At 54.7% G+C, this 25,967-nt stretch carries 26 protein-coding genes; 9 read left to right on the top strand and 17 right to left on the bottom strand.

What is annotated here, in order from left to right; all coding sequences use genetic code 11:
* The 4 genes from ENI00_RS14485 to rpoE all read right to left on the bottom strand — a co-directional run.
* Nucleotides 1-152 (bottom strand): SoxR reducing system RseC family protein (locus ENI00_RS14485; RefSeq protein WP_304103938.1); only part of this gene is annotated, 152 nt, incomplete at its 3' end.
* On the bottom strand, nt 149-1,138 hold the full coding sequence (locus ENI00_RS14480; RefSeq protein ID WP_414674262.1) for a MucB/RseB C-terminal domain-containing protein: 990 nt from the start codon (nt 1,136-1,138) through the stop codon (nt 149-151). The genes ENI00_RS14480 and ENI00_RS14485, both read right to left, overlap by 4 nt.
* 96 nt (nt 1,139-1,234) lie before the next feature.
* A complete protein-coding gene (locus ENI00_RS14475) occupies nt 1,235-1,819 on the bottom strand; it encodes a sigma-E factor negative regulatory protein (RefSeq protein WP_304103923.1) in 585 nt (194 codons plus the stop codon).
* A gap of 15 nt (nt 1,820-1,834) precedes the next feature.
* Nucleotides 1,835-2,452: an RNA polymerase sigma factor RpoE gene (gene rpoE / locus ENI00_RS14470; RefSeq protein ID WP_304103935.1), complete on the bottom strand. Its 618-nt coding sequence runs from the start codon at nt 2,450-2,452 to the stop codon at nt 1,835-1,837.
* A 202-nt stretch (nt 2,453-2,654) separates the two neighbouring features.
* Between rpoE and nadB the strand changes: the two genes are divergently transcribed.
* From nadB to ENI00_RS14445, 5 genes are all read left to right on the top strand, one after another.
* Complete coding sequence (gene nadB / locus ENI00_RS14465) at nt 2,655-4,259, top strand: L-aspartate oxidase (RefSeq protein WP_304103932.1); 1,605 nt, start codon at nt 2,655-2,657, stop codon at nt 4,257-4,259.
* Between the two features lie 36 nt (nt 4,260-4,295).
* Nucleotides 4,296-4,568: a succinate dehydrogenase assembly factor 2 gene (locus ENI00_RS14460; RefSeq protein ID WP_304103919.1), complete on the top strand. Its 273-nt coding sequence runs from the start codon at nt 4,296-4,298 to the stop codon at nt 4,566-4,568.
* A complete protein-coding gene (locus tag ENI00_RS14455; protein WP_304103915.1) occupies nt 4,534-5,013 on the top strand; it encodes a hypothetical protein in 480 nt (159 codons plus the stop codon). Before ENI00_RS14460 ends, ENI00_RS14455 begins: the two co-directional genes overlap by 35 nt.
* Before the next feature lie 21 nt (nt 5,014-5,034).
* Complete coding sequence (locus tag ENI00_RS14450) at nt 5,035-6,045, top strand: YgfZ/GcvT domain-containing protein (RefSeq protein ID WP_304103912.1); 1,011 nt, start codon at nt 5,035-5,037, stop codon at nt 6,043-6,045.
* A gap of 132 nt (nt 6,046-6,177) precedes the next feature.
* Nucleotides 6,178-7,011 (top strand): HDOD domain-containing protein, encoded by an 834-nt coding sequence (locus tag ENI00_RS14445; protein ID WP_304103909.1) that lies wholly within the window; start codon nt 6,178-6,180, stop codon nt 7,009-7,011.
* A gap of 2 nt (nt 7,012-7,013) precedes the next feature.
* Here ENI00_RS14445 and ung read toward each other — a convergent pair whose 3' ends face one another.
* From ung to ffh, 13 genes are all read right to left on the bottom strand, one after another.
* Nucleotides 7,014-7,748 carry a uracil-DNA glycosylase gene (gene ung / locus ENI00_RS14440; RefSeq protein WP_304103906.1) on the bottom strand — a complete coding sequence of 245 codons (735 nt, stop codon included), beginning with the start codon at nt 7,746-7,748 and terminating at the stop codon, nt 7,014-7,016.
* Nucleotides 7,749-7,750: 2 nt separating this feature from the next.
* Nucleotides 7,751-9,262 (bottom strand): lysine--tRNA ligase, encoded by a 1,512-nt coding sequence (lysS, locus tag ENI00_RS14435; protein WP_304103903.1) that lies wholly within the window; start codon nt 9,260-9,262, stop codon nt 7,751-7,753.
* A 48-nt stretch (nt 9,263-9,310) separates the two neighbouring features.
* Nucleotides 9,311-10,406 (bottom strand): peptide chain release factor 2 gene (gene prfB / locus ENI00_RS14430; RefSeq protein ID WP_304103899.1). Its coding sequence is split into 2 segments (ribosomal slippage): nt 9,311-10,333 and nt 10,335-10,406, totalling 1,095 coding nucleotides; the frame shifts between segments, so codons are not numbered across the junction.
* Nucleotides 10,407-10,570: 164 nt separating this feature from the next.
* On the bottom strand, nt 10,571-12,304 hold the full coding sequence (gene recJ, locus ENI00_RS14425) for a single-stranded-DNA-specific exonuclease RecJ (protein ID WP_304103896.1): 1,734 nt from the start codon (nt 12,302-12,304) through the stop codon (nt 10,571-10,573).
* A 6-nt stretch (nt 12,305-12,310) separates the two neighbouring features.
* A complete protein-coding gene (thrC, locus tag ENI00_RS14420) occupies nt 12,311-13,711 on the bottom strand; it encodes a threonine synthase (protein WP_304103892.1) in 1,401 nt (466 codons plus the stop codon).
* Between the two features lie 41 nt (nt 13,712-13,752).
* Nucleotides 13,753-15,054: a homoserine dehydrogenase gene (locus ENI00_RS14415; RefSeq protein WP_304103889.1), complete on the bottom strand. Its 1,302-nt coding sequence runs from the start codon at nt 15,052-15,054 to the stop codon at nt 13,753-13,755.
* A gap of 188 nt (nt 15,055-15,242) precedes the next feature.
* Entirely contained in the window at nt 15,243-15,974 is a 732-nt protein-coding gene (locus ENI00_RS14410; RefSeq protein WP_414674261.1) for a DsbC family protein, read from the bottom strand.
* Nucleotides 15,975-16,120: 146 nt separating this feature from the next.
* On the bottom strand, nt 16,121-17,023 hold the full coding sequence (xerD, locus tag ENI00_RS14405; protein WP_304103885.1) for a site-specific tyrosine recombinase XerD: 903 nt from the start codon (nt 17,021-17,023) through the stop codon (nt 16,121-16,123).
* 85 nt (nt 17,024-17,108) lie between these two features.
* The gene (gene rplS / locus ENI00_RS14400) at nt 17,109-17,465 is read right to left on the bottom strand and encodes a 50S ribosomal protein L19 (protein WP_304103882.1); all 357 of its coding nucleotides are present in this window, start codon (nt 17,463-17,465) and stop codon (nt 17,109-17,111) included.
* Nucleotides 17,466-17,490: 25 nt separating this feature from the next.
* Nucleotides 17,491-18,249 (bottom strand): tRNA (guanosine(37)-N1)-methyltransferase TrmD, encoded by a 759-nt coding sequence (trmD, locus tag ENI00_RS14395; protein ID WP_304103879.1) that lies wholly within the window; start codon nt 18,247-18,249, stop codon nt 17,491-17,493.
* A 3-nt stretch (nt 18,250-18,252) separates the two neighbouring features.
* Entirely contained in the window at nt 18,253-18,780 is a 528-nt protein-coding gene (gene rimM / locus ENI00_RS14390; RefSeq protein ID WP_304103876.1) for a ribosome maturation factor RimM, read from the bottom strand.
* 25 nt (nt 18,781-18,805) lie between these two features.
* Entirely contained in the window at nt 18,806-19,045 is a 240-nt protein-coding gene (rpsP, locus tag ENI00_RS14385) for a 30S ribosomal protein S16 (RefSeq protein WP_304103873.1), read from the bottom strand.
* A gap of 164 nt (nt 19,046-19,209) precedes the next feature.
* Nucleotides 19,210-20,598: a signal recognition particle protein gene (gene ffh / locus ENI00_RS14380; RefSeq protein WP_304103870.1), complete on the bottom strand. Its 1,389-nt coding sequence runs from the start codon at nt 20,596-20,598 to the stop codon at nt 19,210-19,212.
* Between the two features lie 181 nt (nt 20,599-20,779).
* Between ffh and ENI00_RS14375 the strand changes: the two genes are divergently transcribed.
* From ENI00_RS14375 to ENI00_RS14360, 4 genes are all read left to right on the top strand, one after another.
* Nucleotides 20,780-21,586, top strand: a complete 807-nt coding sequence (locus ENI00_RS14375; protein WP_304103865.1) for a cytochrome C assembly family protein — start codon at nt 20,780-20,782, stop codon at nt 21,584-21,586.
* Nucleotides 21,587-21,668: 82 nt separating this feature from the next.
* Complete coding sequence (locus tag ENI00_RS14370) at nt 21,669-22,952, top strand: HlyC/CorC family transporter (RefSeq protein WP_304103863.1); 1,284 nt, start codon at nt 21,669-21,671, stop codon at nt 22,950-22,952.
* Between the two features lie 151 nt (nt 22,953-23,103).
* Nucleotides 23,104-23,706 (top strand): Yip1 family protein, encoded by a 603-nt coding sequence (locus tag ENI00_RS14365; protein WP_304103860.1) that lies wholly within the window; start codon nt 23,104-23,106, stop codon nt 23,704-23,706.
* A 204-nt stretch (nt 23,707-23,910) separates the two neighbouring features.
* Nucleotides 23,911-25,967 (top strand): DUF1631 domain-containing protein (locus tag ENI00_RS14360; protein ID WP_304103857.1); only part of this gene is annotated, 2,057 nt, incomplete at its 3' end.

Here is a 25,967-nt window from a genome sequence, read left to right as displayed (position 1 = left end):
ACCTGATTGGCGCGGCCACCGGTGGCTGAAGCCAACAGTTTCTGCCCACAGCCATTGCGCGCTGCACAACTCTGGCAGGCCTTGGTACGAATCGTCTGTATCCAGGCATGCCCATCGTCAACCGCCACAACGTTTCCGGTTTCGGCAATCATGATTTGCCCGCATCCGTCGCGAGGGCTTCATCAACACGTACCGACTCGGCAACCTTGCGCGCGGTTACGGGCGGTATTTCGCCAATAACCGTCACCAGGAATGCGTGGTTTCCTTTATGCAGCTGGCGCATATAAATCGTTGTTGCGCCGATGCGAGAGGCGCCCGTGGGCATACTCATTTTGCCGGCAGGCTCTACGAACACAGAAAACGCCGCCAGCCCGTCAGAAAACGCAATGGCCTGCCCCCTGCCAGAGGTGGGCGTTGCCGCCGGCTCGAAACCTTCAGGGCGCCAGCTAAGATGCCAATTCTGCCTGTGCGCGATGTTTGAAAATTCACTCTGCGAATCCGAATGCGAGCCAGAATCGCTCAGGGTACGAGAGAGCTCACGTCCCTCGGTGCGGATCTCAAACTCGCTGTCAGGAATATCGTCTGTTATCTCAAGAGTGGTAAACTGAAAATGTTCCAGTACTTCCCCACCGGCGCTGCGAACGTGGCTTTTGATCAAAAGACCGGTGGATTTTTCCAGCCACAAGAGATGGGTGTAGCGATGTTGGTCTTTGGCTGTCAGAGCAACGGTAACGACATCATAGCCGGCAATACGGTCTTCTCCCGTCAGTTCGGCCTTGTACCATCGGTTTACGGGAACAAGCTGGCTGGCAAATGCCTCTGCAAACGGCCCTGACGGAATGATCTGATCAAGTTTTACCTTGCCCCGATCAGGCAACACGCAGACCACGCTCATACCCCGGCGAACAATTTCCCCACTGCCTCCGTCCTGCAGAACCAGACGTTCCTCTACAATTCCGTCGTGATAACGATGGGCCACCTGCATGGAGTGCACGCTGGCGCCTCTGGCGTAAACATACACACCGCGATAGGAAGTCATATTAAGCGCCGGGCCCATCTTTTCAAGCCAATAGGCCGCCGATTTGTCTCTGGCGTATCCACCAGCGTCTCCCGTCTGCGCGTATACCGGCACAGCCATCAACAGCAAGACCATAAGGAACCCTCGCAACGACAGGTTCGTCAGACTGAGGCCAACATAACGGTCTTTGCTCATGAACACCTTCTGTACTTGATATCAGTAACCGCCGCTTGCACTGGCAAGGCGGGCATAGCCTACCGAGCCCTGCCCTGCGCCCACACTGTTGTGCTGAGCATGCTCCAGCAAATAACGGCTTACGTGTTCCCACTGTTTCTCATTCAGCCCTTGCAGGGCCACTTCCTGAACCGGCGGGTCCTCCGAGGTGGAGACGGCGTTGGCAGGCTCAGCATCCGGCGTTTCTGTTGCCGTTACGAACGCCAATGCATCGGGAAAAGGTTGTCCGGAATCCCATCCGGCGCCAGCGCCAAAACCCACCATCAACGCTGCCGCGACCATTGCCAGCGCCGGCCACTGCCAGCGTCGGGATGCCTCACGAGTGACCAGTTCAGGCACCGCCTGTGAACGGATGCGGCCATCAAGCATCTCACGTACGGCCGTACTGACGTCCAACCCTTCCACGGGTGAATGACTGCGATGCATCAAATCATGAATGCCTTGCCATCGCTGCCATTGGGCATGCACGTCACTTTGATCTTCATGGGATAAAAGACGCCGAACCGACAACTCGTCGGCTTCATCGTCCAACATGGCGGACAGCGTTTCTCTGAGACGATCATCCATAGGATGCACCCTCAATTACGTAACAGAATGATTGAGCAGAGGCCCAAGGTGCCGGTCAACGGCATCCCGTGCCCGGAAAATACGCGAACGTACCGTTCCAATCGGGCATTCCAGAATCTTTGCAATGTCCTCATAGCTGAGCCCGTCGTACTCTCGCAGCAAAAAAGCCGAGCGCAGTTCCTCTGGCAGAGCCGCTATTGCATGGTCAAGTTCTTTCTTCAACTGGTCACGTTGGAGGAGACGTTCAGGCGAGGCGGTATCGCGCAGACGCCTACCGTCATCAAAATTCTCGGCATCGGCCGAATCGGCACTGCCTTGAGGCCTGCGATTACGGGCTTCCAGATGATTCTTCGCCGTGTTCACCGCAATACGATATAGCCAGGTATAAAAAGCACTGTCACCACGAAAGCGGTCAATGGCCCGGTATGCCTTGATGAAGGCTTCCTGGGTAAGATCCATGACCTCCTGGTTGTCGTAAACGTATCGGCTGATAATCGAAGCGACTCTCGACTGATACTTGACGACCAGAAGATCAAACGCTGCGCGATCGCCATTCCGGACCTTGCGAACAAGCTGCAGGTCGGTCTGGCTATCTGGTTGTTCAGCCTGTTTATGATCGTTATCGGGTGCCATGGACGCCTTGCCAGTACGGTCTGGTTTCATGGCCAGTTTACCGGCCGCTACGAGTTTCTGATGATTCATACTCATTGCCTGACGCCCGTTTGTGAACACAATAACTCGCCCTGCAAGGCGGGTCATCCGTAAGGCCAAATAGACAGCAAGCGCAAAGTTTAGTTCAATACAGATCTACATTATGGCCCGCGATAACGACCCGATGCTACAGTCCTATGAATACGATGTGCTCATTATTGGCAGCGGCGCTGCCGGCCTGACCGTTGCGCTTAACCTTCCTCAACACTTGAAGGTATGCGTTGTCAGCAAAGCTGAAATCAGCAGCGGAGCCACTCTCTGGGCTCAGGGCGGCATTGCCGCTGTGCTCGACGACCAGGACTCCCCCGAAAACCACGTGCAGGACACTCTCTCTGCGGGAGGCGGCCTGTGCCATGAAGATGCCGTGCGGTTTACGGTAGACAACAGCAAAGAGAGCGTTAACTGGCTCATCGACACGGGCGTTGATTTCACCCGCGACACGGACGCCCAGCTTCATCTCACCCGCGAGGGCGGGCACAGCCACCGACGCATCATTCACGCGGCGGACGCCACCGGGCACGCTGTTTCTACCACACTGACCTCTCAAGCCCAGGCGCGACCAAATATTGAGCTCAGGTCTGGGCGTGTCGCGGTTGATCTGATCACCAACCGCAAACTGTCGTTGCCGGGCAACCGCTGCATTGGTGCCTACATATTGAACCTCGAAGACAATCATGTGGAATTGTTCCGCGCACGCTTCACAGTGATTGCAACCGGTGGCGCATCCAAGGCATACCGTTATACCACCAATCCGGACGGGGCCTCCGGGGATGGCATTGCCATGGCCTGGCGTGCCGGTTGCCGTGTTGCCAATATGGAATTCAACCAGTTCCACCCGACGTGTCTGTACCATCCTCACGCCAAATCGTTCCTGATTACCGAAGCCGTTCGAGGCGAAGGCGGATTGCTGAAACTGCCCGACGGCACCCGTTTTATGGACCGTTTTGACAAGCGCGGAGAGTTGGCGCCACGGGACATTGTCGCCAGAGCCATCGATCATGAGATGAAGCGGCTAGGCGCAGATCATCTTTATCTGGACATAAGTCACCAGTCGGCGGAATTCATCCGGCATCATTTTCCGACCATTTATGAAAAGTGCCTGGAATTCGGCATCGACATTACCCGCGAGCCCATCCCCGTGGTGCCAGCCGCGCATTACACCTGCGGTGGCATTGTCAGCGATGAGCGGGCCCGAACTGACATCAATCAGCTTTACGTTGTTGGTGAAGCCGGATTTACCGGGCTTCATGGCGCTAACCGTATGGCCAGCAATTCGTTACTGGAATGTTTGGTGTACGGTCGGGCTGCTGCGGCTGACATTGCGCGCCGGGAAGCCGACATTCCGCCTCCGCCTGATGCGCCGGCATGGGATGAAAGCCAGGTACGAGACTCTGATGAAGATGTTGTCATCTCTCACAACTGGGACGAGTTGCGCCACTTCATGTGGGATTACGTGGGCATCGTGCGCACCACGAAGCGGCTTCAGCGCGCAAAACACAGGGTCGACCTTTTGTCCCGGGAAATAGGTGAGTTCTACAGCAACTACCGGGTAACCAACGACCTATTGGAACTCAGAAACCTGGTTACCGTGTCAGATCTGATTATCTGTGCAGCATTACAACGCAAGGAAAGCCGCGGTTTGCATTACACCCTGGATTACCCGGGACTGTTACACGAAGCCCGTGATACTGTTCTGGTACCCACAACCTACAGAACCCCGTCCCCATAAGAGAGGGGGGTTAAAAGAGCAACCAAGAGAACCACTATGCACGACACCCAACCCCCTGCGGACAACTCGGATTTCAACCGTCTTTGGTGGCATAGTCGCCGCGGCATGCTGGAACTGGATGTTCTGCTGATTCCGTTTCTGGAAGAGGCCTATCGGGATTTGGACACGAAAGATCAGGAACACTACAACAAGCTTCTGAGCTGCGAAGATGCCGACATGTTCGAATGGTTCATGCAGCGCAGCCGCCCCGATGATCCCGATCTTCAGCGTATTGTTGACATCATCCTTTCCCGTGTCCAACCGGATTGACCTCGCGCTGTCACCCAGTGTTGCGGTTGGTTTTCTGGCCTGCGCACCGTGGCTGGCTGCCAGCGCCTTCGTACTGATCGCAGGCGTTTCTGGCAAAACCTGGATGTATACGCTGGTCCCGCTGACACTCATGGGCGCGATAATTCAGTACCGGCTTAATGGACTGCTGGCAGGGCCTTCGGCAGTTTTGGGGTTGCTTCAGGATCAGAACACGCTTTATGCGCGCCTCGGTAATGGGCAAACGCTGGCGGTGAAAACCTGCCCTTCAAGCCGCATCAGTTCAAGGATCGTACTCTTGAAATTGCAGCCTGTTGCCTCCAGATTCTACTCCTACCCGGTTGTATTACTCTCTGGCAAGAGAATGACTGGCAACGTATCCGAAGATCAATTTCGTCGCCTGAGAATGTGGCTCCGACTGGGCCGCGCTCAGCAATCATTTGAATAGCCCTCGGCCCGGAGTTCTTTAATGACTGATACAGCAATGCCCGCTTCGACTCCGACTGCTTACACATCCGCCGAATCCACACGCCCGGCTTCCGGTTACACCCCGCTGAGCAATCGTGTTCTGGTTCGTATCTCTGGCCCTGGCACTGACAAGTTCCTTCAGGGCCAACTGAGCCAGAATCTTGACGACGTCAAAACGGGCCGGTCGCCCCGCGCCGCCGGTGCCTCGCCCAAAGGCCGTGCATACTGCCTTCCAAGGCTGGTGCGCGATGGCAACGACGTTCTGATGGATCTGCCAGCCGAACTGGCAGAGTCAAATACGGCTCATCTGCGCAAATACATGATGCTCTTTCGCGGTACATCCATGGAGGCGCAAACGGACGGCCAAATCATTGGACTGCTTGGTAATGAGGCTGCGTCACGTCTGGCGGGGGATGGCCTGGACAACCTCTCATCTCCCGGCGACACGCTCACGCTGAATTCGGGTTTTCTGGTCCGCACACAGAGCACAGCTGAGGGCCTGAGCCGTTTTGAATGGTGGCAAACCCATGCAGAGGTCGTGGAACTGGACGGCGTTCCGCAGAGGTCCCTTGCTGACTGGCAAGCCTCTGAAATTGCGGCTGGCGTCGCCACGCTGAGCGCCGCGACAAGCGATTCTTATGTGCCGCAGATGCTTAACTGGCAGCACCTGGGCGGTGTGCATTTCAAAAAAGGCTGCTATACCGGCCAGGAAATTATCGCCCGGATGCACTTCCTCGGGCAGCTCAAAAAAAGCCTGTTTCGTTTTCACATATCAAAGGCTGACTCAGTACCTGCAGCGGGAACACCCATCATCGCGGGCGAACGTTCCGTGGGAAACGTGGTCAACGCCGTTGGCTTTGATGACGGCTCTTGCGAACTGCTTGCGGTGGTTCGACACGGCGCTGCGGATGACTCGCTGTTTCTGGAAGGCCAGCCAAACGTTTTTTTACAGCTTAAACCTTTGCCTTATAGCGTAACCGAACGTGAAAACGGCATACTGAACGATACATAAGTTGACAGGCAAGTCCGCCAAGATTTGCTATAACAGGATTTGCTGTAAAGAGAACTCACAATTCTGACCTTCGGGGTGTTACTCGTGCTCAATAGCGCTCCCCTGAACTGACAAGCGGACTCTTATCGAATCATGTCGAATATTTCTGAAACTATCAAAGCGGATCTGACGTCTGCGATTGAAACCGATAAACTGGTTCTTCCCACTCTGCCGGAAGCGGCGCTTCAGGTGCGAGAGATCGCCGAATCTGAAGATTCCGCCATTGGCGACCTGGTTAAGGTTATCAGCAACGATACCGCTCTTTCCGCCCGCATTATCCGCGTCTGTAACAGCCCGCTTTTCCGGGGCAATCGCGCGATAGAGAACCTGAACATGGCGGTAAGCCGGCTGGGCATGGCGTACACCAGCAATCTGGCGATGGGCCTGGCCATGCAGCAGATGTTTCAGGCAACGTCTGAGATGATCGACAAGCGCCTGCGCGCAACCTGGCAAACCAGCACTGAAGTGGCGGGTGTCTGCCACGTACTTGCCCAGCATTACACCAAGCTAAAGCCCGATCAGGCCACACTGGCCGGCCTGGTACACCTGATAGGCGTGTTGCCCATCCTGCGCTATGTAGAAGACGAAGACATGCAGATCAGCAGCACCATGCTGGATGAGGTCATCGAGGAACTGCACCCTAGAATCGGCGCAGCCATTCTTAAAAAGTGGGATTTTCCGAAAGACCTGCAAAATGTACCGGTGGACTACGCGAACTTCCACAGAGAAGCACCGTCAGCCGACTACGCCGACCTGGTTATGGTGGCCAATCTTCAGCTGGTTGCGGGTTCTGAACATCGTTGGGCGGAAATGGACTGGTCTGCCATCTCAGCGTTTGATCGCCTCGGCATCGATCCGAATATGGACATGAATGAAGAGGAAGATCTGAACGCCCAGATGGAAGCCGCGATGGCTCTGCTTCAATAGGGTCAGGATTTTTTGTAGCGGGCAATCAAGTCTGCCTTTGAAGGCAATCCCCAGTTTACAGGCTCCTGCCCCTGCTCCCGAAGCCATTCATTGGCTCGGGAGAAATGCTTACAGCCAAAAAAACCGCGATACGCACTGAGCGGTGACGGGTGTGGCCCTTCCAACACCCTGTGCCGGTTGCGATCAATATGCTTTCCCTTCTTCTGGGCATAACTACCCCAGAGCAGGAACACAACGCCCTCGCGTTCGCGATTCACGGTTTCAATCACACGATCGGTAAACGTCTCCCAGCCTTTTCCCTGGTGTGCGGCCGCCTGGCCCTGAACCACGGTAAGTACGCTGTTGAGCAGCAAAACACCCTGCTCAGCCCAGGATTGCAAGCAGCCATGATCAGGCGCGGGAATACCCAGATCGCTCTGAATCTCCTTGAACACATTCACAAGTGACGGTGGCGGCGGAACGTCTGGTCGCACGGAAAAGCACAATCCGTGGGCCTGGCCGGGACCGTGATACGGATCCTGACCCAGAATGACAACCCGCACCTGATCCAGCGGCGTGCTGTTCAGGGCATTGAAGCAGTGGGCGCTGTCCGGAAAAAGCGTCTTTCCGGCGCTTTCTTCAGAACTGAGAAATTCGGCCAACGCCTGCATGTACGGCTGGCTAAACTCCTCGCCCAAGTGCTCTTTCCAGCCCCGATCCGGCTTGATTTGGTGTGCAAGCACGTCAACCGGATGCACGATTACCCCTTGGTTTCCGGGCGCATGGCCGGAAACAGAATAACGTCGCGGATAGACGGCGAGTTGGTCAGCAGCATTGCCAACCGGTCAATGCCAATGCCTTCGCCTGCCGTGGGCGGCAAACCGTACTCAAGCGCCATCACATAGTCTTCGTCGTAGAACATAGCCTCATCGTCGCCGGCGTCTTTCTCGGCAACCTGAGCCTGGAACCGCTCGGCCTGGTCTTCCGCATCGTTAAGCTCGGAAAAGCCGTTGGCAATTTCACGGCCGCCCACAAAGAACTCAAAGCGTTCGGTCACAAACGGATTGCTGTCCTTGCAACGGGCCAGGGGCGACACTTCTTTCGGGTACTCGGTAATGAACGTAGGCTGCATCAGGCGATGCTCTGCCGTCGCCTCAAAAATCTCTATCTGTATCTTACCCAAGCCCCAGCCGTTCTTTACGCGAATGCCCAGATCTTTCGCAACCTTCCGCGCCAATGTTTCGTCTGCCAACTGCTCAGCGGTCATATCCGGAGAAAATCGCAGGATAGCGTCCACCACCGTCATGCGCTCAAAGGGCTTGCCGAAATCATACTCAATCGACTCTTCCGTGCCACTGGCGAGAATGCGGGTATTTGCCACCGTGGTGGTCCCCAGCACCTGCTGTGCTATGGCGCGCAGCATTTCCTCGGTGAGATCCATCAGATCATTGTAATCAGCGTACGCCTGATAAAACTCCACCATGGTGAATTCAGGGTTATGGCGAGTGGAAAGCCCCTCGTTCCGGAAATTGCGATTGATCTCGAATACCCGCTCAAAACCGCCCACTACCAGACGTTTCAGATACAGCTCCGGAGCGATACGCAGGTACATATCAATACCCAACGCGTTATGGTGGGTCATGAACGGACGCGCGGTGGCGCCACCCGGAATCACCTGAAGCATGGGGGTTTCCACCTCCATATAATCGCGATCCGCAAAAAACTGACGCATGGCCGTGATGATTTTCGAACGCGCAAGGAAGACCCGGCGGCTATCTTCGTTGACCATCAAGTCCACATAACGGTGGCGATAGCGCGATTCCGTATCCGTCAGGCCTTTGTGTTTCTCCGGCAGCGGACGCAATGACTTGGTGAGCAACACGTACTCGTCCATCGTCACATAAAGATCGCCCTTGCCGGATTTTGTCAGCATGCCCCGCACACCAACAATATCGCCCAAATCCCAGTGTTTGGTATCTTTCTGCACATCCTTGGTCGCATAGATCTGAATGCGGCCGGTCATGTCCTGAACCACCTTGAATGCTTTGCGATCAAGCATCATGCGGCCGGCAATGGCAACTTTTATGCCCATGGACTCCAGCTCTTCCTTGGTCTTGTCACCGTATTTCGCCTGCAGTTCGGCGGCAGTGGCATCGCGACGGAAATCGTTGGGGAAGGGATTACCGCTCTCGCGCAGCTCTGCCAGTTTGGCGCGACGCTCAGCAATCAGCCGGTTGTCCTCTTGCGGTGCATTCTTGGTGTGTTCAGTCATGTTGGCTCACTAGAAATCAGGGGATGTCCGGCTTGGCTGTGGCGCTGATTACAGCGCCATCTTCAGGCTGGCTTCAATGAACTTATCAATATCACCGTCCAACACCGCTTGGGTGTTGCTGGTCTCAACCTTGGTACGCAAATCCTTGATGCGACTGTCATCCAGCACGTAGGAGCGGATCTGGCTGCCCCAACCGATATCGGATTTTGCGTCTTCGGCTTTTTGCTTTTCGGCATTACGCGCCTGCATCTCACGCTCATAAAGCTTGGCTTTGAGCTGCTTCATAGCCTGATCTTTGTTCTGATGCTGGCTTCGACCTGCCTGACAAGCCACCACAACGCCCGTCGGGTTGTGAGTCAGGCGCACCGCAGATTCCGTCCGGTTAACGTGCTGGCCACCGGCACCGGAGGCGCGATAAACGTCCACCCGCAAATCTGCAGGATTGATCTCAATTTCGAAACTGTCGTCCACTTCCGGCGATACAAACACCGAAGAGAACGAGGTGTGGCGACGGTTGCCTGAGTCGAACGGCGATTTGCGAACCAGACGATGAACGCCGGTTTCCGTGCGCAACCAACCGAACGCATACTCACCCTGAATGTGAATAGTGACACTCTTGATACCGGCCACATCTCCTTCTTGCAACTCCACAATCTCGGCCTTGAAACCCCGGCGCTCGGCCCAGCGCAGATACATGCGCAAAAGCATGTTGCCCCAGTCCTGGGCTTCAGTGCCGCCAGAGCCTGCCTGGATATCCAGATAAGCGCTGTTGGCGTCCATCTCACCGGAGAACATGCGCCGAAACTCGAGCTTTTCAAGTTCCGCATCAAGCGTTTCAAGATCGGATTCGATCTCGGTGACTGTGTCCGGGTCGTCCTCCTCAACCGCCAACTCAAGCAGACTCTCTGCGTCAGACAAGCCGGCTGTTAGGTTGTCGATGGTGCTGACAATCAGATCAAGATCAGAACGCTCCTTGCCCAGCGCCTGAGCACGCTCGGGATCGTCCCATACGGCGGGCATTTCCATTTCCCGCTCTACTTCGACCAGCCGTTCACTGCGCTGATCATAGTCAAAGATACCCCCTGAGCGCTTCAGTCCGCTCACGAAGCTCTTTAATCTTCGTCACAATGGGATTAATTTCCATGAAAACTTTACTCGTGTTGGAAAACGATGAATAAAACTGTGGCAGGATTCTACCGGATTTCTGGCTGCAAATCAGCCGTTGCGCTCTGGTTTGGTGCGGCCTTATAGGTCAGGAGGTGGAATCCACCTCCTGACCTATTCTCAGAAACGAGCCCATAAAGCCACCTAAGAGAGCGGCTCTAAATAATCTACCAAAAGCTGCAAATTGGTCCTACCGCGAAACGTATTCGCGTCCGGCTTATAAACTACCCGAGCACCCGTGCGCGTGTAATCAGGAACTTCCGGCCCGGTATTAAACGCGATACCGTCGATAATCCCACCGCCACTCACCGGCTGCAAAACCAGCTTCAAGTGATTCTCGCCGACAATGCGCTGACTAACCACACGAAACTCACCGTCAAACAAAGGCTCCGGGAAATGCTGCCCCCAAGGGCCAGCGCGCTTCAGTAAAGCCGCCGTTTCCAGCGACAACTCATCAGCACTCAACGGCCCATCGGTGGTGATTGCAGCCTCGAGGTCAGCTGCCGTCAGGGTGTCTCTCACCGCCCGATCAAAGGCTTCAGTAAAAGCATGGAAATCGCTTCGGCCCAGGGTCATACCCGCCGCCATGGCGTGGCCGCCGTATTTTTTCATGACCCCGGGATGGCGGGCGTCGACAACAGCCAGAACATCGCGAATATGGAGCCCTGGAATTGAGCGGGCAGAACCTTTTACATCCACTCCGTTTTCGTCAGGTGCAAACGCAATCGTTGGCCTGTTTGTTTGCTCCCGAATGCGGGCCGCAAGAATACCGATCACACCCTGATGCCAATCCTCGTCAAACAGCGCCAGCCCCCACGGCAATCCTTCCAGATCCAGAGACATAGAGGCAAGTAGGTCCTGCGCCTGGGTTTTCATGTCTTTTTCAATGGTGCGCCTTTCCCGGTTGAAGGTGTCCAGCTCACGGGCGAGCCGCCGGGCTTCATCGGGGCTATCGGCCAGCAGGCAGGCTATGCCTACACTCATGTCATCCAGCCGACCGGCGGCGTTGAGCCGGGGGCCAACCACAAACCCGAGATCTGTGGAGCTGATGTTGGCGTGTTCACGGCCCGCAACTTCCAGCAGCGCCAGGATTCCGGGCCGGGCCTCACCCTTTCGGATGCGGCGCAGACCCTGCTCAACGAAGATGCGATTATTGTGATCCAGCGGCACGACATCGGCCACGGTGCCCAGCGCTACCAAATCCAGCAGACTGCCCAAGTTGGGCTCTGGCTGAGGCAGCCGACCCGCATCGCGAAGATTCTTGCGCAGTGCCGTGAGCACGTAAAACATCACGCCCACACCCGCGGCATTTTTGCTCAGGAAGGCACAGTCGGGCTGGTTGGGGTTCACGATGGCGTCCGCGTCTGGCAACACCTCACCGGCCAGGTGATGGTCTGTAACCACCACTCTAACGCCCAGGTCGCGCGCTGCCTTTACGCCTTCAATGGCGGAAATCCCGTTGTCGACGGTCACCAAGAGGTCGGGCAGTTCGTTTTCTTGCTGCAGGCGCTCGATAATTCCGGGGGTCAACCCATAGCCGTCTGCAAACCGGCTGGGTACCCGGAAATCAATATTTCGCAAGCCCAGCATGGAAAGCCCCAGCATGGCGACAGCGGTGCTGGTCGCTCCGTCTGCGTCGAAGTCCCCGAGCACAATCACTTTCTGGTTCCGGGCAATGGCGTCCGCCAGCAGTTCGACCGCACGGTCAATTCCACGCAATTCGAAGGGAGAGGCCAGATGGCGAAGGGTGTAGCTCAGTTGCTCATCAGAGGTAACACCACGGGCAGCGTAAAGGCGGCGAAGCAAGGGGGGCAAGTCTTGCCCCCAGGCCGGAATGTTGTCCGGTCGGGGGCGACGCAGGATCGTTTTGGGTGTCATACCGGGTCAGGTATTCTTCCAGTGTTTTGCAATGAATGCTTGTACGCCTGCGCGGTCGTTATCAAGCACGGTATAACGTTCTTCGCGCTCGAACAGATCTGCCATATGAGCCGGAAGCTCGGGTTTTACCGTCAGGCCGGATTCCACAATGGCATCCGGAAACTTGGCCGGGTGGGCTGTTCCAAGAGTAATCATTGGCACCTGAGCATCCCTGCGACAAACGCGGGCAGCGCGCACGCCGATGGCCGTATGCGGATCCAGAAGGTATTCATTCTGTTGGTAAACTTCACGAATGGTGTCGCAGGTGGCTTTATCGTCAACCGCCGCACTGTCGAAAAGCTTACGGGCCTGCTTCCAGCGATAGCCTTCGATGCTCACGGAGCCTTTGGTAGCGTTTTCAAGCAGTTTTTTAACCGCCAGTCCATCGCGACCATGAAGATCAAACAACAAACGCTCAAAGTTGCTGGACACCATGATATCCATGCTCGGCGAAAGTGTGTGCTCAAGCTGGCTCTGCGCGTATTTGTTGCCACTCATAAAGCGATGAAGAATATCGTTTCTGTTGGTCGCGATAACCAGCTGCGACACAGGCAAGCCCATTTTCTTCGCCAGATAGCCGGCAAAGATATCCCCGAAATTACCGGTGGGCACAGAGAACGCCATGCTGCGATCCGGGCCACCAAGGGCCAGCGACGCATGGAAGTAATAGACAATCTGAGCCATGATCCTGGCCCAGTTGATCGAGTTAACCGCAGCCAATCTGGCCTTGCCACCCAGAAACGACTGGTCGCCGAAACTCTCTTTGACCATGCGCTGACAATCATCAAAATTGCCACGAATGGCAATATTATGAATGTTGTCGCCCTGAACCGTGGTCATCTGCCGGCGCTGCACTTCCGATACGCGCTCGTGAGGGTGCAGAATGAAGATATCCACGTGCTTGCAGCGGCGACAGCCTTCAATAGCCGCTGAACCTGTATCTCCGGAGGTGGCACCCATGATCACCGCATGTTCTTTGCGCTTTCCAAGCACGTAGTCCAGCAAACGGCCTAATAACTGAAGCGCAAAATCCTTGAACGCCAACGTCGGCCCGCGGAACAGCTCCATCACCCACTCGTTGGTATCAAGCTGAACCAGCGGTGCCACCGCTTTGTGATCAAAAACGCCGTAGGTTTCATTCAGCATCTGCCGAAAATCAACCTCGGGAATGGCCTCATCAACAAACGGATACATGATGTTGAAAGCCAACTCGGTGTAAGGAAGCCCGCGCCAGCTGCGAATCTCCTCCAGGGTAAAGTGTGGAAGCGACTCAGGAACGTAAAGGCCACCATCAGGGGCCAGTCCTGTGAGCAGAACGTCCTCAAATCCCAGTGCAGGTGCTTCGCCCCGCGTACTGATATATCTCACGTGCGTACCTGTCAGTTAAGGTTATCTCGGTTAATGTTTTCTCAGTTAAAGTTTTCGGCGCGGATTCGAACAACCGGACCATCCGTATCAGAGAGAAACTCCAGCTCCTCAATCGCGCGGTTGATCTGCCGCTCTTGTACGGTGTGGGTCAGAATAATCACCGGAATCCGACCATCCTTAACTTCGGATTCTTTCTGCATGATCGATTCAATGTTGATACCGTGCTCACTCAGAATCGAGGCTATTTTGGCCAAAACACCCGGGCGATCAAGGGCGGTTATACGCAGGTAATAAGCCGACTGGATATCTTCCATGGAAAGAACGTCAAGATTTTCCAGCGCGTCCGGAACAAACCCGAGATAAGGTACCCGCAGCTTGCTTTCGCTGGCAACAATTCGGGCCACATCAATAATATCGGCAATCACCGCCGAAGCCGTTGCTTCATCACCCGCACCCGGACCGTAATACATGGTCTGACCAACCGCATCGCCATCCACAAGAACGGCGTTCAAAACGCCATCAACCTGGGCGATCAGGTGGCTTTTGGGGACCAAAGTCGGATGCACCCTGAGTTCGATACCTTCGTCCCGACGACGGGCAATGCCCAAATGCTTGATACGGTAACCAAGTTGCTCAGCATGAGCGATGTCGTAGGGCGTGATTGAGGCGATGCCTTCGGTGTAGGCCTTATCAAACTGCAACGGAACGCCAAATCCGGCCGACGCCAGAATGGTCAGCTTGTGAGCCGCGTCTATGCCTTCCACATCAAAGGTAGGGTCCGCTTCGGCGTAACCCAGATCCTGAGCTTCTTTCAGCACCTCGGTAAACTCACGGCCGGCGCGCATTTCGGTAAGAATATAGTTACCGGTGCCGTTAATAATGCCAGCAATCCAGTCTATACGATTGGCGGCCAAGCCTTCGCGAATGGCCTTCATGACCGGAATGCCACCCGCAATGCCTGCTTCATAGGCGACGACAACGCCGGCCTTTTCTGCCGCCGCGAATATCTCATTGCCGTGAACCGCGATTAGCGCCTTGTTGGCGGTAACCACATGCTTGCCGTTACGAACGGCTGCAAGCACCAGTTCCCGCGCCGTTTCGTAACCTCCGATCAGCTCGACCACCACATCGACCGCAGGATCGTTCACCACGTCGAATATCTCGGTGCTGAAGGCGATGTTGCCAAGGTCTATATCGTCACGATTGCGCCGGCTGGCAACCCGTGTAATCCGGATATTACAGCCTGCCCGGCCCGCAATAAGTGCGGCGTTGCGGGTCAATACATTAAATGTACCGCCGCCAACGGTTCCCAGTCCGCAGATTCCGACATTGACGTCTTTCAAGCTCTCACCTCTGATCCCGAAGGGGTGCTGATGGATGTATTAGTGCGGCATTGTGATGTTGCAACACTGAAAAGCCAAATAGTATACCGGTTCAGGGCCTGCTGAATAAGCCCTGCACCAAAAGCTTGTCACATAATGTTGGACGCCAGAGATTGGACACCCGGGGCGGGCCCGGGCTTGATGTTAAATCAGAGCAGCCCCAGCCCTTGGGCCAGATTTTTCGCCGGTACATAACCCCGCACAACGTTGCCATCCTCAAGCACAATGGCCGGCGTGCCGGTTACACCTATGCGTTGACCCAGCTCAAACTGCTGCAGAACCGGGTTTTCGCAGGTTGCCGCTTCAGGTGTCTTACCAGACTTGGCCGACGTCATAGCGGCTTGCTGATCATCAGCACACCAAACAGAAACATATTTTGCAAAAGATGGCGTATTCGGACCTGAACGCGGGTAGGCATAATAATTTACGGTAATGCCGTAATCGTTGAGCTGCGACACTTCGTCGTGGAGTTTGCGGCAGTACGGGCAGTCTATATCTGTGAACACATTCACAACCGCCTTCTCGTTGCTGGCCTTGAAACTGATCACACCCTCTTTGCCATAGTTCTCCATGGTCTTGCGCCGCTCACCAGCCCTGGCCTCCTCGGTCACATTGGCAATTCCATTGCTGGTGACCCTCAGCAGGTCGCCGGTCAGCAAGTACTGGCCGTCGGACGTGGTGTAAATGGTATCTCCGTTGTTGCTCTGAACTTCATAAAGTCCCTTTGCCTCGGATTCCCGCACAGACAATACCTTCAGTCCGGGAACGGAACTGGAAAGACGCTCGCTGATGCGATTTTCTACATCGCCGGCAACGCCAAAGGGCGAACCCAAAACACCAGTTGCCATCACTGCCACCATAAAAAAACGTTTTACATTCATTCTGGCAAACACACCTTTTCAGTCGGGTACTTAATGGGCTTGTGGAAACAGTCACACGAGCCACGGAACGAGCCATTAAATCAGAACCTTGCGACAGCTATTCACCGCAAAAGTTCAACGCCTTACCTTACCTAAAAATCCCGGATTCAACCACGAGGATGATGCGCCTGGTGCAATGACTGCAGACGTTGGCGCGCGACATGGGTGTATATCTGGGTTGTCGAAAGATCCGAGTGCCCCAGCAACATTTGAACGACTCGCAGATCCGCACCATGATTAAGAAGATGGGTTGCAAACGCATGTCGAAGCGTATGCGGAGAAAGGTGCTTGCGTATGCCGGTACGCGCGGCGTAATGCCGAATGCGATGCCAAAACGTTTGCCGCGTCATTGCGGCCGCCCGGCTGCCGGGAAACAGAGCATCGCAGGCTCGCCCCTTGAGAAGTTCGGGTCGACCGTCTTTCATGTACCGAAGTAACCAGTCGACAGCCTCCTCACCCAATGGAACCAGGCGCTCTTTATCGCCTTTGCCGGTCACACGGATAACGCCCTGGCGCACATTCACCTGATCGACACGCAAACCTGTGAGCTCAGAGACTCGCAGACCACAACCGTAAAGAATCTCAAGCATGGCCTTGTCCCGCTGCTCAATCGGCAACCCGGGATCTGGCTCCGCCAACAGCGCGTCCACCTCTTCCTCTGTCAGCGAGTCCGGCAAACGTCGGGGCAACCGGGGACTGTCTATACGCAAAGTGGGGTCCTCGGCAATCAATCGCTCACGAAGCAAAAACCGATAAAACCGACGAGCACCCGAGAGGCGACGGGCCGCTGTCGACGTTTTGATGCCCTCGGCCAGCCCATTCGCCATCCAGGCGAGCAAATCCGCTCGGCGGATCTCTGCAAGCAGCGGTTCCCCGGGCTGACCTTTCGCCCAAACTGCCAAACGCTGTAAATCGCTGCGATAAGCCTGCCGGGTATTGGCACCCAAGCCATCTTCAAGCCAGACCGCATCAATAAACCGGTCGATTACCACGTCATCCTCTTGCCTCACGCCCTCGCCCCCTGGCCCGCTAAAAACGAAAAAGGCAGCCCTGAGGCTGCCTTTCCCACTACAAGCTTGCTCAGCACGTGGCTGATCAGCCCAACTTTTCCTTGATGCGTGCTGCCTTGCCAGACAGTTCGCGCAAGTAATAAAGCTTGGCTTGGCGCACTTCGCCGCGCCGCTTCAACGTGATGCTGTCGATCAACGTGGAAAAAGACTGGAAAGTACGCTCAACGCCCACGCCGTAAGAGATTTTACGCACGGTGAACGACGAGTTCATGCCGCGGTTACGCTTGCCAATGACAACGCCTTCAAACGCCTGCAGACGCTCACGGGTGCCTTCGGTAACACGAACCTGAACAACCACGGTATCTCCCGGCGCAAACGCGGGAATTTCCTTGGTCATCTGTTCTGTTTCAATTTGACTGATGATGTTGTTCTTGCCGCTCATCGTAATGCTCCTGATACCCAATCTTTTAATGCCCTGACGATTCAGAGGCACACGGTTCGTTTAAAATCTCACCCAGCAGCTCACGCTCTTCGTCCGTAAGCACCCGCTTTTCCAGCAGATCGGGGCGTCGCTCCCGGGTTCGTCTCAGCGACTGCTTCAGGCGCCACCGCCGGATTTGACCATGGTGACCGCCCAACAAAATATCTGGCACCGCCTGACCTTCGTATACTTCTGGCCGGGTGTAGTGCTGACAATCCAACAGGCCGTCAGCAAACGAATCCTGCTCCGCCGACTGCGCATGGCCCAGCGCTCCGGGAATGAGGCGCGTAACCGCATCGATAACGGCCATAGCCGCTAACTCGCCCCCGGACAGGACAAAGTCCCCCAGTGATATTTCCCGGTCGACCTCTGCTGCTATCAAGCGTTCATCAACACCTTCATAACGCCCGGCTACTAATATCAAACGCTCTTCTGACACAAGCGATTCAATAACTGCCTGGCTCAGCGTTTCACCCTGGGGCGAGAGGTAAACGACACAGGCCTTCCCGGGCGACGCTTTCCTTGCTGCGTGAATCGCGTCTCGGAGCGGCTGAATTTTCATCAGCATGCCCGGACCACCGCCGTATGGCCGATCATCAACAGTGCGGTGACGATCGTGGGTGAACTCGCGGGGATTCCAGCTGCTGAAGGTCAAAAGACCGTCGCGTACTGCCCTACTCGTTATTCCGTAATCTGTTACCGCCTCGAACATCTCCGGAAACAGACTGACTGCGCCAATCCACACTCGTCAGAACTCCGGGTCCCAGTCCACGATCATTTTGCCTGCTGCCAGATCCACTTCCCGAACCACGTTATCGGGGCGATAGGGGATCAAGCGCTCGCGCTGATCAATGGAAGCCGCCGTTGCATGCACTACCAACACATCGTTGGAGCCGGTCTCTATCAGATGATCCACGCGACCGAAACATTCACCTTCAGCTGTGAATACATCAAGCCCCTGTAACTGGCGCCAGTAAAACTCCCCTTCGGGAAGCACCGGCAACTCAGCCGTCGGGACCCTGACTTCCGCCCCACAATATGTGCGAGCCAGTTCACGGTCACTGATGCCTTTGAGCCTGACAACGATTGTCTGGCCTTGTCGGCGACCTTCCTCAAGCTTTGCCGGAATACGTTTACCGTCCAGATCGAGGACCCAGTCGGTATAATCAAGTATTCCTTCTTTGGGATCGGTGAAGGAGAAAACCTTAAGCCACCCTTTGACCCCAAATACCGAGGTAATCCGACCGATCACAGTTTCCTGAGGATTCTGCGTCATAAAACACCCCGGTGGTCTGTAAAACTTACACAGCAGCCTTGAGCAATTGCGCAACGCGGTCGCTGGTTTGTGCACCCTGGCCAACCCAGAAATTTACACGATCGCGATCAACACGAAGGCGCTCTTCCTGACCGCGGGCGATCGGGTTAAAAAAGCCAACACGCTCAATGAAAGCGCCGTCGCGTGATCTGCGGCTGTCAGTTACTGTCAGATGATAGAACGGGCGCTTCTTGGAACCGCCGCGAGCCAAACGGATTGTTACCATTTAACCAATATCCTGTTCTGTTATACGAACTTTGTACGTTTCACGCTAACCACCACAGTGGTTGATGCGAAGACCCACACTCGAAAGGGGCGCTATCATATGCTAAAAATGCGCCAAAGAAAACAGGGAAACAGACAGTTTCGCAGTTTTCCTTGTAAGGCTTTTTACATACGACCAAACGGCGGCGCCCCGCCACCACCACCGCCCGGCGGCATCATACCACCAAGACCGCGCATCATATTCGCCATTCCGCCCTTTTTACTAAACTTCTTCATCATTTTCTGCATTTGCTTATGCTGCTTGAGCAGGCGGTTCACGTCCTGTATCTGGGTTCCGGAACCTGTAGCTATGCGCCGCTTGCGGGAATTGTTGATGACATCCGGGTGGCGGCGCTCTTTCCCCGTCATCGAACAGATAATCGCCTCCAACTGACCCATGGACTTATCATTGACCTGCTGCTGCGCTACCTGCGCCATCTGCCCCATACCCGGCAGCTTGTCCATCAAGCCTCCAATGCCCCCCATGCTTTTCATCTGCTGAAGCTGGTCACGGAAGTCTTCCAGATCAAAGCTTTTACCTTTTTTGATCTTTTTGGTGAGCTTCTCAGCCTTCTTCTGATCCAGCTTGCGCTCCGCCTCCTCAATAAGGGAGAGCACATCGCCCATGCCAAGAATACGAGAGGCAACCCGATCCGGGTGAAACGGTTCCAGAGCGTCGGTTTTCTCGCCGACACCCAAAAACTTGATGGGCTTACCTGTTATATGCCGCACCGAAAGCGCCGCGCCTCCACGGGCGTCACCATCGGTTTTGGTTAGCACCACACCGGTCAGCGGCAGCGCATCGTTGAAGGCCTTAGCGGTGTTCGCGGCATCTTGCCCCGTCATGGCATCGACCACGAAGAGGGTTTCGATCGGATTAACGGCTTTGTGCAAGCGGCCAATCTCACCCATCATCTGCTGATCAACGTGCAGACGGCCGGCGGTGTCGAGAATCACAACGTCAATGTGCTTCTTGCGCGCGGCGGCAACCGCACCTTCGGCAATCGCAACCGGGTCCTGATCAGCAGTGCTGGGGAAAAATTCAACACCCACTTCGCCGGCCAGCGTCTCAAGCTGTTTTATAGCAGCCGGCCGGTAGATGTCTGCACTCACCACCAGAACGGTTTTTTTGTGCCGTTCTTTGAGGAAACGCGAGAGCTTTGCAACGGTGGTCGTTTTACCCGCACCCTGAAGGCCGGCCATCATGATGACCGCGGGCGGCTGAGCGGCAAGATTGAGGGATTCATTCCCCTCTCCCATAACCCGCTCCAGCTCCTGCTGCACAACTTTGATAAATACCTGACCCGGGGTAAGGCTGCGCTGAACCTCCTGGCCAATCGCCCGCTGCCGAACGCCTTCAACAAAGTCTTTTACAACCGGCAACGCAACGTCCGCCTCCAGCAGCGCCATGCGCACTTCCCGGAGCGTGTCTTTTATGTTGTCGTCGGTGAGCCGCGCCTGACCGGAAATCTTGCGCAGGCTGCCGGAAAGTCGGTCTTGGAGGTTCTCAAACATGTTGCTCTTCCGTACCCCGGATAAAATGAGTGCACAAACCTCAGAGCCGGCTTTGGCTCCTTGATTCCTGTTGCATATTAGCGACATTATAACCAGACTATCGCTCTGAAACGACCAGCCCGGTCAAATCGGTAGTTACGCCTGCCGATCCCCAGCCAGCACAGTGGTTAATAAGGAAGTCATGGGAACGCTGATTCTCGCGGTAACCGCTCTTTTTCTATACAGCGTCGGTACCGCTCTGCAAGCGCTTCATTTTCGTGGACGCGTACACAGCAATACTGCGATCACCACCCTTATTGGCATGCTGGCGCTTACGGCACACGGGCTTTTGATTACCCAGACCATCCTCCATGACGGTGGCGTCGACTTCAGCTTCTTCAAAAGCACCGTGCTTATTTCCTGGCTGATCGTTTTCCTTTTGCTGGGACTGAACCTCAGAAAACCTGTCCAAAGTCTTTTCCTGGGCGCCTATCCGCTAGCCGCGTTCACTCTCATTACGGCTCTGATCACGCACATGCCTTCTCGTCTGGTTTCTGACGAAAACTATGGCGTACTGTCTCACATCGCGCTTTCCGTTACAGCCTACAGTCTGTTTTCTCTGGCGGCCATACAAGCAGTCCTGCTTTATTTTCAGAATAATCAACTGAAACGTAACTATAACAGCGCCTTGGTGCGCAACCTGCCGCCGCTGCAAACCATGGAATCCGTGCTTTTTGAAATGGTCTGGGCCGGCGTCGTCATGCTGATTCTTGCCATTGTGACCGGCGCGCTTTTTGTCGAGAATCTGTTTGCCCAGAACCTGGCCCACAAAACCGTGTTCTCACTACTCTCATTAATGGTTTTCGTTGCACTGCTCGTTGGACGCCATACAAAAGGCTGGCGCGGCATCACGGCAAGCCGCTGGACACTGTCCGGCTGCGCCCTCCTGATGCTGGCCTTCTATGGCAGCAAGTTCGCTATTGAACTGGTATTCCGCAAGGGCGGTTGACTCGATGCCCATAACATCTTGACACCAGACGCAATCACAACCTATTTTCGCTACTTGTCAGTAAAATAAGGACACCCTTGGTTTGGACGGTACATCGCTTACTGCGCTGTCGATTACTCTCGTCGGGCTAATCATGCTGTCGGCGTTTTTCTCCAGTTCTGAAACCGGAATGATGTCGCTCAACCGATATCGCCTCAAACATATGGCCAAAACCGGCCACAAAGGCGCAAAGCGGGCGCAGCGGTTGCTACAGCGTACCGATCAGCTTATCGGCATCATTCTCATCGGCAATAACTTTGTCAATATTCTGGCGTCGTCCATCGCCACTGTTATAGCGATTCGCATTTGGGGTGACGCGGGCATTGCCGTTGCCACACTCCTGCTGACGATCGTTATTCTCATCTTTGCAGAAGTCACGCCTAAAACCCTGGCTGCATTATTCCCGGAAAAGATTGCCTTCCCTGCGAGCTATATACTCGGGCCACTGCTGAAGATTCTTTATCCGATTGTGTGGGCGGTGAATCTGTTTACCGGTGCCATCCTGAGAATTTTGAGAATTTCTCCGAACGACGCCGCCAGCGATCATCTCAGCCGGGAAGAGCTCAGAACCCTGGTAAACGAGGCAGGCGCCCTGATCCCGGCAAAGCACAAGGACATGCTGGTCAGTATTCTGGATCTGGAAAACGTGACGGTCAACGACATCATGGTACCGCGCAACGAAGTCTCCGGCATTGACCTGGACGACGATATCGACACTATCTTGCGACAATTGAGAAACAGCCAGCACACACGACTGCCGGTGTTTAAAGGGGACATCAACGACATTCAGGGCATCCTGCACCTACGTAGCTCGGCCAAGCTGTTGCAACAGGAAGAGATCAATAAGGCCATGATCATGCAGCTTTGTCAGGAACCGTACTTTGTGCCCGAAAGCACGCCCCTGAATACACAGCTCATCAACTTCCAGAAAGGGAAACGCCGCTTCGGGATTGTCGTGGACGAATACGGCGATGTACTCGGACTGGCAACCCTGGAAGACATTCTTGAGGAGATTGTTGGCGAGTTCACAACCGACTACGCAGCAACCAGTCCCGATATCATCCCGCAAGAAGACGGCACGTTCATTGTCGATGGCACGGCCGCCGTGCGCACCATCAACAAGACCCTGGGCTGGAAGCTATCGACCGACGGCCCGAAAACGCTCAACGGCCTCATTACTGAAACCCTTGAAAATATTCCAGACACCAACGTTTGTCTGAAAGTAGATGGGCATCGGGTAGAGGTTTTGCAAATTAAAGACAACGTCGTGAAAGCGGCAATAGTCCATCCGAAAAAACGCAAAAAACGAGCGCTGTCTATTCATTGAGATCGACCTTCTCGTTTAGCTTATAAGCGTTCTGGTTATAAAAACCCTTTCTTTTAAAAGATCAAAGTGTAACCAATACCTTGACGGACATCTGCCTACCGCCAACACTTAGGACGAGTGGGGAATAAAAATAATCATAAGGAGTTTGTCCATGAGTCTGGCGCATACCTTTGGCCTCTTGACCAATCCTGACCGTCAGTGGGAAGCCATCCGGAAAGATTCCGAGTCTGTTACCCGTCTTTACACAGGACACGTATTATTTCTCGCCCTGATACCTGCGTTAGCAGGTTTCTTTGGAACGTCCCAGGTCGGCTGGCAAATCGGTGACGGACAAGTAACACGCTTGTCCGTCAGCAGCGCGCTCAGCCTGTCTATTCTGTTTTACGCCGCCATGCTGGCAGGCATATTCGTGCTCGGCAAGTTCATCGATTTTTTTGCGGCAACCTATGGCGCGGGTGACCAATCGCCACGCGGCATTACGATGGCGGCCTACACCGCTACGCCCATTTTCCTGATCGGCGTGATCGCAGTTTATCCTAATATTTGGGTCAATATGATGGCAGGGCTCGTTGCCATTACGTACGCGGTGTACCTGCTTTACGAAGGCCTGCCCATTTTGATGAAAATTCCGGAAGATCGCGGATTCATGTTTGCGACAGCCGTGCTCACTGTGGGGCTGATCATGTTTGTCGCTCTACTCGCAATCAGCGTGGTAATCTGGAGCATGGGTATTGGTCCGGAATATGTAACCTGAACGCAGGCGCCGGACATGGATGTCAATGAAGCAAAAAGTAAAAGGGTGCTCTATTGGAGCATCCTTTATTTTTTTATAAACGCCGTGGGCTACTTTTTTATTGATGTTAACGCGGCCTGAAATGCGGTAAATTTAGCCTCTAACCCTAAAGCAGACCGTCAAGCTCGGTCAGGTACACGGTTGCGCCGTTAACAGGAGTCGGCCATGAACAAGCAGTCCGGCATACACTATCTCCGCGAACACAGAGAAGCAGGCAGTAATAAGCCCGTTCCTGTGGAGGTCACCCGTATCCGCGACACCGTTGTCGCCGGGCTTGGAGATTTGTTGCAGGGTGCCTTCGATGCCGTCGATGATTCGCTGTTCGAACTTGCCAACAACGCCCGCAGTAATAATGAACAAAACCGCTATTTTGAAGCCATGCGGGAAATCCGGATCAAGCGAAAAGGCGTTGAGCGCCACTTTCAGAATACCGTTGCCCAGTTTTTCGCCAACCCCCCTCACACCGGCCAATTTCAGGACGACGCTTTGGGGCGGCAGGCAAATGCAGAAAACCTCGCGCTCGTCGGAAACGACGATCTGGAAGAACAGGTTGCTCTGAATGCCATGATCACCAAAGCCAAGGCGCATTTTCAAGGGCCTCTTCTGCAGCTCCAGACTCGCTTTAGTCAGGTCTACGAAGGCGCTTCAGACGAAACACCCGTGAACCCAATGGCGCCCGAGCACCTCTGTAGCGCTTTTATTGAAGCGATTCAGGCGCTGGAAATACAGATTCGCGAACGCTTAATATTGCTCAAGCAGTTTGATCGCTACGTTGTTTCTAATCTGGGTATGTTGCTTGATGAGGCAAACAGAATACTCATTCAGGCGGGCGTTATTCCCAACTTCCGCTATCACGGCAAAAGCGGCCAGCAACACACCGCTGCCTCTGGCCAAAAATCGGGCGAGGGCTCTGCTGGGCCAAGTGAAAGCCGACAAGATGGCAACCCTGTCAGCAATTCTGGCAGCAACGCTGTTTTTGAACAGATCCATAGGCTTTTGGCACGCCAACGTTCCAATGCCGGTGTACCATCCCCTCAAAACGATCCGGGCATACGGGTTATCGGGGGCAATGAGCTGGTGAGCTTACTGGCCTCACTGCCTTTCAGTACCCAACAAGCCGACACTGACACCAACCTCAGCGCAGGCGAACCGATTACCATTGACCTTCGTGGTGCGGTTCAAAAGATTCTGGCGCAAGCCAACACCAGTGACGGGAAAAAGCCGGCTCTCAAGGAAATAGACGAGGACCTGATCAACCTTGTCTCTATGCTGTTTGAATTTATTCTTGATGACTACAACCTTTCAGCCCCGGTTCAGGTTCTGATCAGCCGACTGCAAATACCTATCCTGAAAGTTGTCATCAAGGACAAGAGCTTTTTCAGCAAGACGACACACCCCGCCAGAAAATTGCTCAATGCCCTTGCCCGTGCAGGTATTGGCTGGAGTAACAGTGATGAAAAAACCAGGGACAAGCTTTACGAAAAAATCCACGGCATTGTGCAGAGAATTCTCTGTGAATTCGACGGCGACGTTGCCCTGTTTGAAACACTGAACGATGAGTTTGAGGAGTTTATTGCGCGGGAAAACCGCAAAGCATCTCTGGTCGAGCAACGCACTCGTGAGTCTGAGCGGGGGCGCATCAAATCCCAAAAAGCCCAGGAACTGGTAGATCGGATTATCAAGGAGCGTGTAGCTCGCTATCGACTTCCGGAACCTACCTATAACATCCTGATTAATGGATGGAGCCGGGTCATGTTTCTGGCCTATCTCCGGGACGATGTAGAACATCGCTGGCAGGAAAGCGTGAAGGTTGTAGATGACCTGATCTGGTGCCTTCACCCTCATCAGGAAGATGCAGAAAGAGATCAATGGGTTCGTGTCGTTCCCGGCCTGCTCAAGTCGCTGCGCACAGGATTGGAAGAGGTGTCATACAACGCCACCAAACTCGACGACACCATGAGCCAGCTCAAACACGAATTGGCAGAGGCTTTCCGCGCCAGCTCCAGCATGGAAGTTGCTGAAGAGCCGCAAGCTCAGGAAAGCGAACAGGATGACGTTTGGAACAAGGCAGCGCTTCAGCAGCCTGAAGATGCCGCAATTGCTGAGATCATGGCGCAGATTGACGGCATTGAGATAGGCAACTGGGTTGAGTTTCGCCTGGTAAACGGTGCAAGCTTTCGCTGCAAGCTTTCAGCACTCATTGAGGAAGCAGATTGCTTTGT

It is taken from the genome of Marinobacter antarcticus, assembly GCF_011049865.1.
GTDB classification, from domain to species: domain Bacteria; phylum Pseudomonadota; class Gammaproteobacteria; order Pseudomonadales; family Oleiphilaceae; genus Marinobacter; species Marinobacter antarcticus_A.
Note: the sequence above shows the minus strand (reverse complement) of the source record. Positions and strands in the feature narration are given on the sequence as shown.

Coding starts and splice junctions, on each gene's coding strand:
- rplS (WP_304103882.1), bottom strand. CDS start 17,465: ATGAGCGGCAAGAACAACATCATCAGTCAAATTGAAACAGAACAGATG.
- ENI00_RS14410 (WP_414674261.1), bottom strand. CDS start 15,974: ATGAATGTAAAACGTTTTTTTATGGTGGCAGTGATGGCAACTGGTGTT.
- ENI00_RS14450 (WP_304103912.1), top strand. CDS start 5,035: ATGACTGATACAGCAATGCCCGCTTCGACTCCGACTGCTTACACATCC.
- recJ (WP_304103896.1), bottom strand. CDS start 12,304: ATGACACCCAAAACGATCCTGCGTCGCCCCCGACCGGACAACATTCCG.
- ffh (WP_304103870.1), bottom strand. CDS start 20,598: ATGTTTGAGAACCTCCAAGACCGACTTTCCGGCAGCCTGCGCAAGATT.
- rpsP (WP_304103873.1), bottom strand. CDS start 19,045: ATGGTAACAATCCGTTTGGCTCGCGGCGGTTCCAAGAAGCGCCCGTTC.
- ENI00_RS14365 (WP_304103860.1), top strand. CDS start 23,104: ATGAGTCTGGCGCATACCTTTGGCCTCTTGACCAATCCTGACCGTCAG.
- rimM (WP_304103876.1), bottom strand. CDS start 18,780: ATGACGCAGAATCCTCAGGAAACTGTGATCGGTCGGATTACCTCGGTA.
- nadB (WP_304103932.1), top strand. CDS start 2,655: ATGCTACAGTCCTATGAATACGATGTGCTCATTATTGGCAGCGGCGCT.
- ENI00_RS14480 (WP_414674262.1), bottom strand. CDS start 1,138: ATGGCTGTGCCGGTATACGCGCAGACGGGAGACGCTGGTGGATACGCC.
- lysS (WP_304103903.1), bottom strand. CDS start 9,262: ATGACTGAACACACCAAGAATGCACCGCAAGAGGACAACCGGCTGATT.
- ENI00_RS14445 (WP_304103909.1), top strand. CDS start 6,178: ATGTCGAATATTTCTGAAACTATCAAAGCGGATCTGACGTCTGCGATT.
- ENI00_RS14460 (WP_304103919.1), top strand. CDS start 4,296: ATGCACGACACCCAACCCCCTGCGGACAACTCGGATTTCAACCGTCTT.
- ENI00_RS14375 (WP_304103865.1), top strand. CDS start 20,780: ATGGGAACGCTGATTCTCGCGGTAACCGCTCTTTTTCTATACAGCGTC.
- rpoE (WP_304103935.1), bottom strand. CDS start 2,452: ATGGCACCCGATAACGATCATAAACAGGCTGAACAACCAGATAGCCAG.
- ENI00_RS14475 (WP_304103923.1), bottom strand. CDS start 1,819: ATGGATGATCGTCTCAGAGAAACGCTGTCCGCCATGTTGGACGATGAA.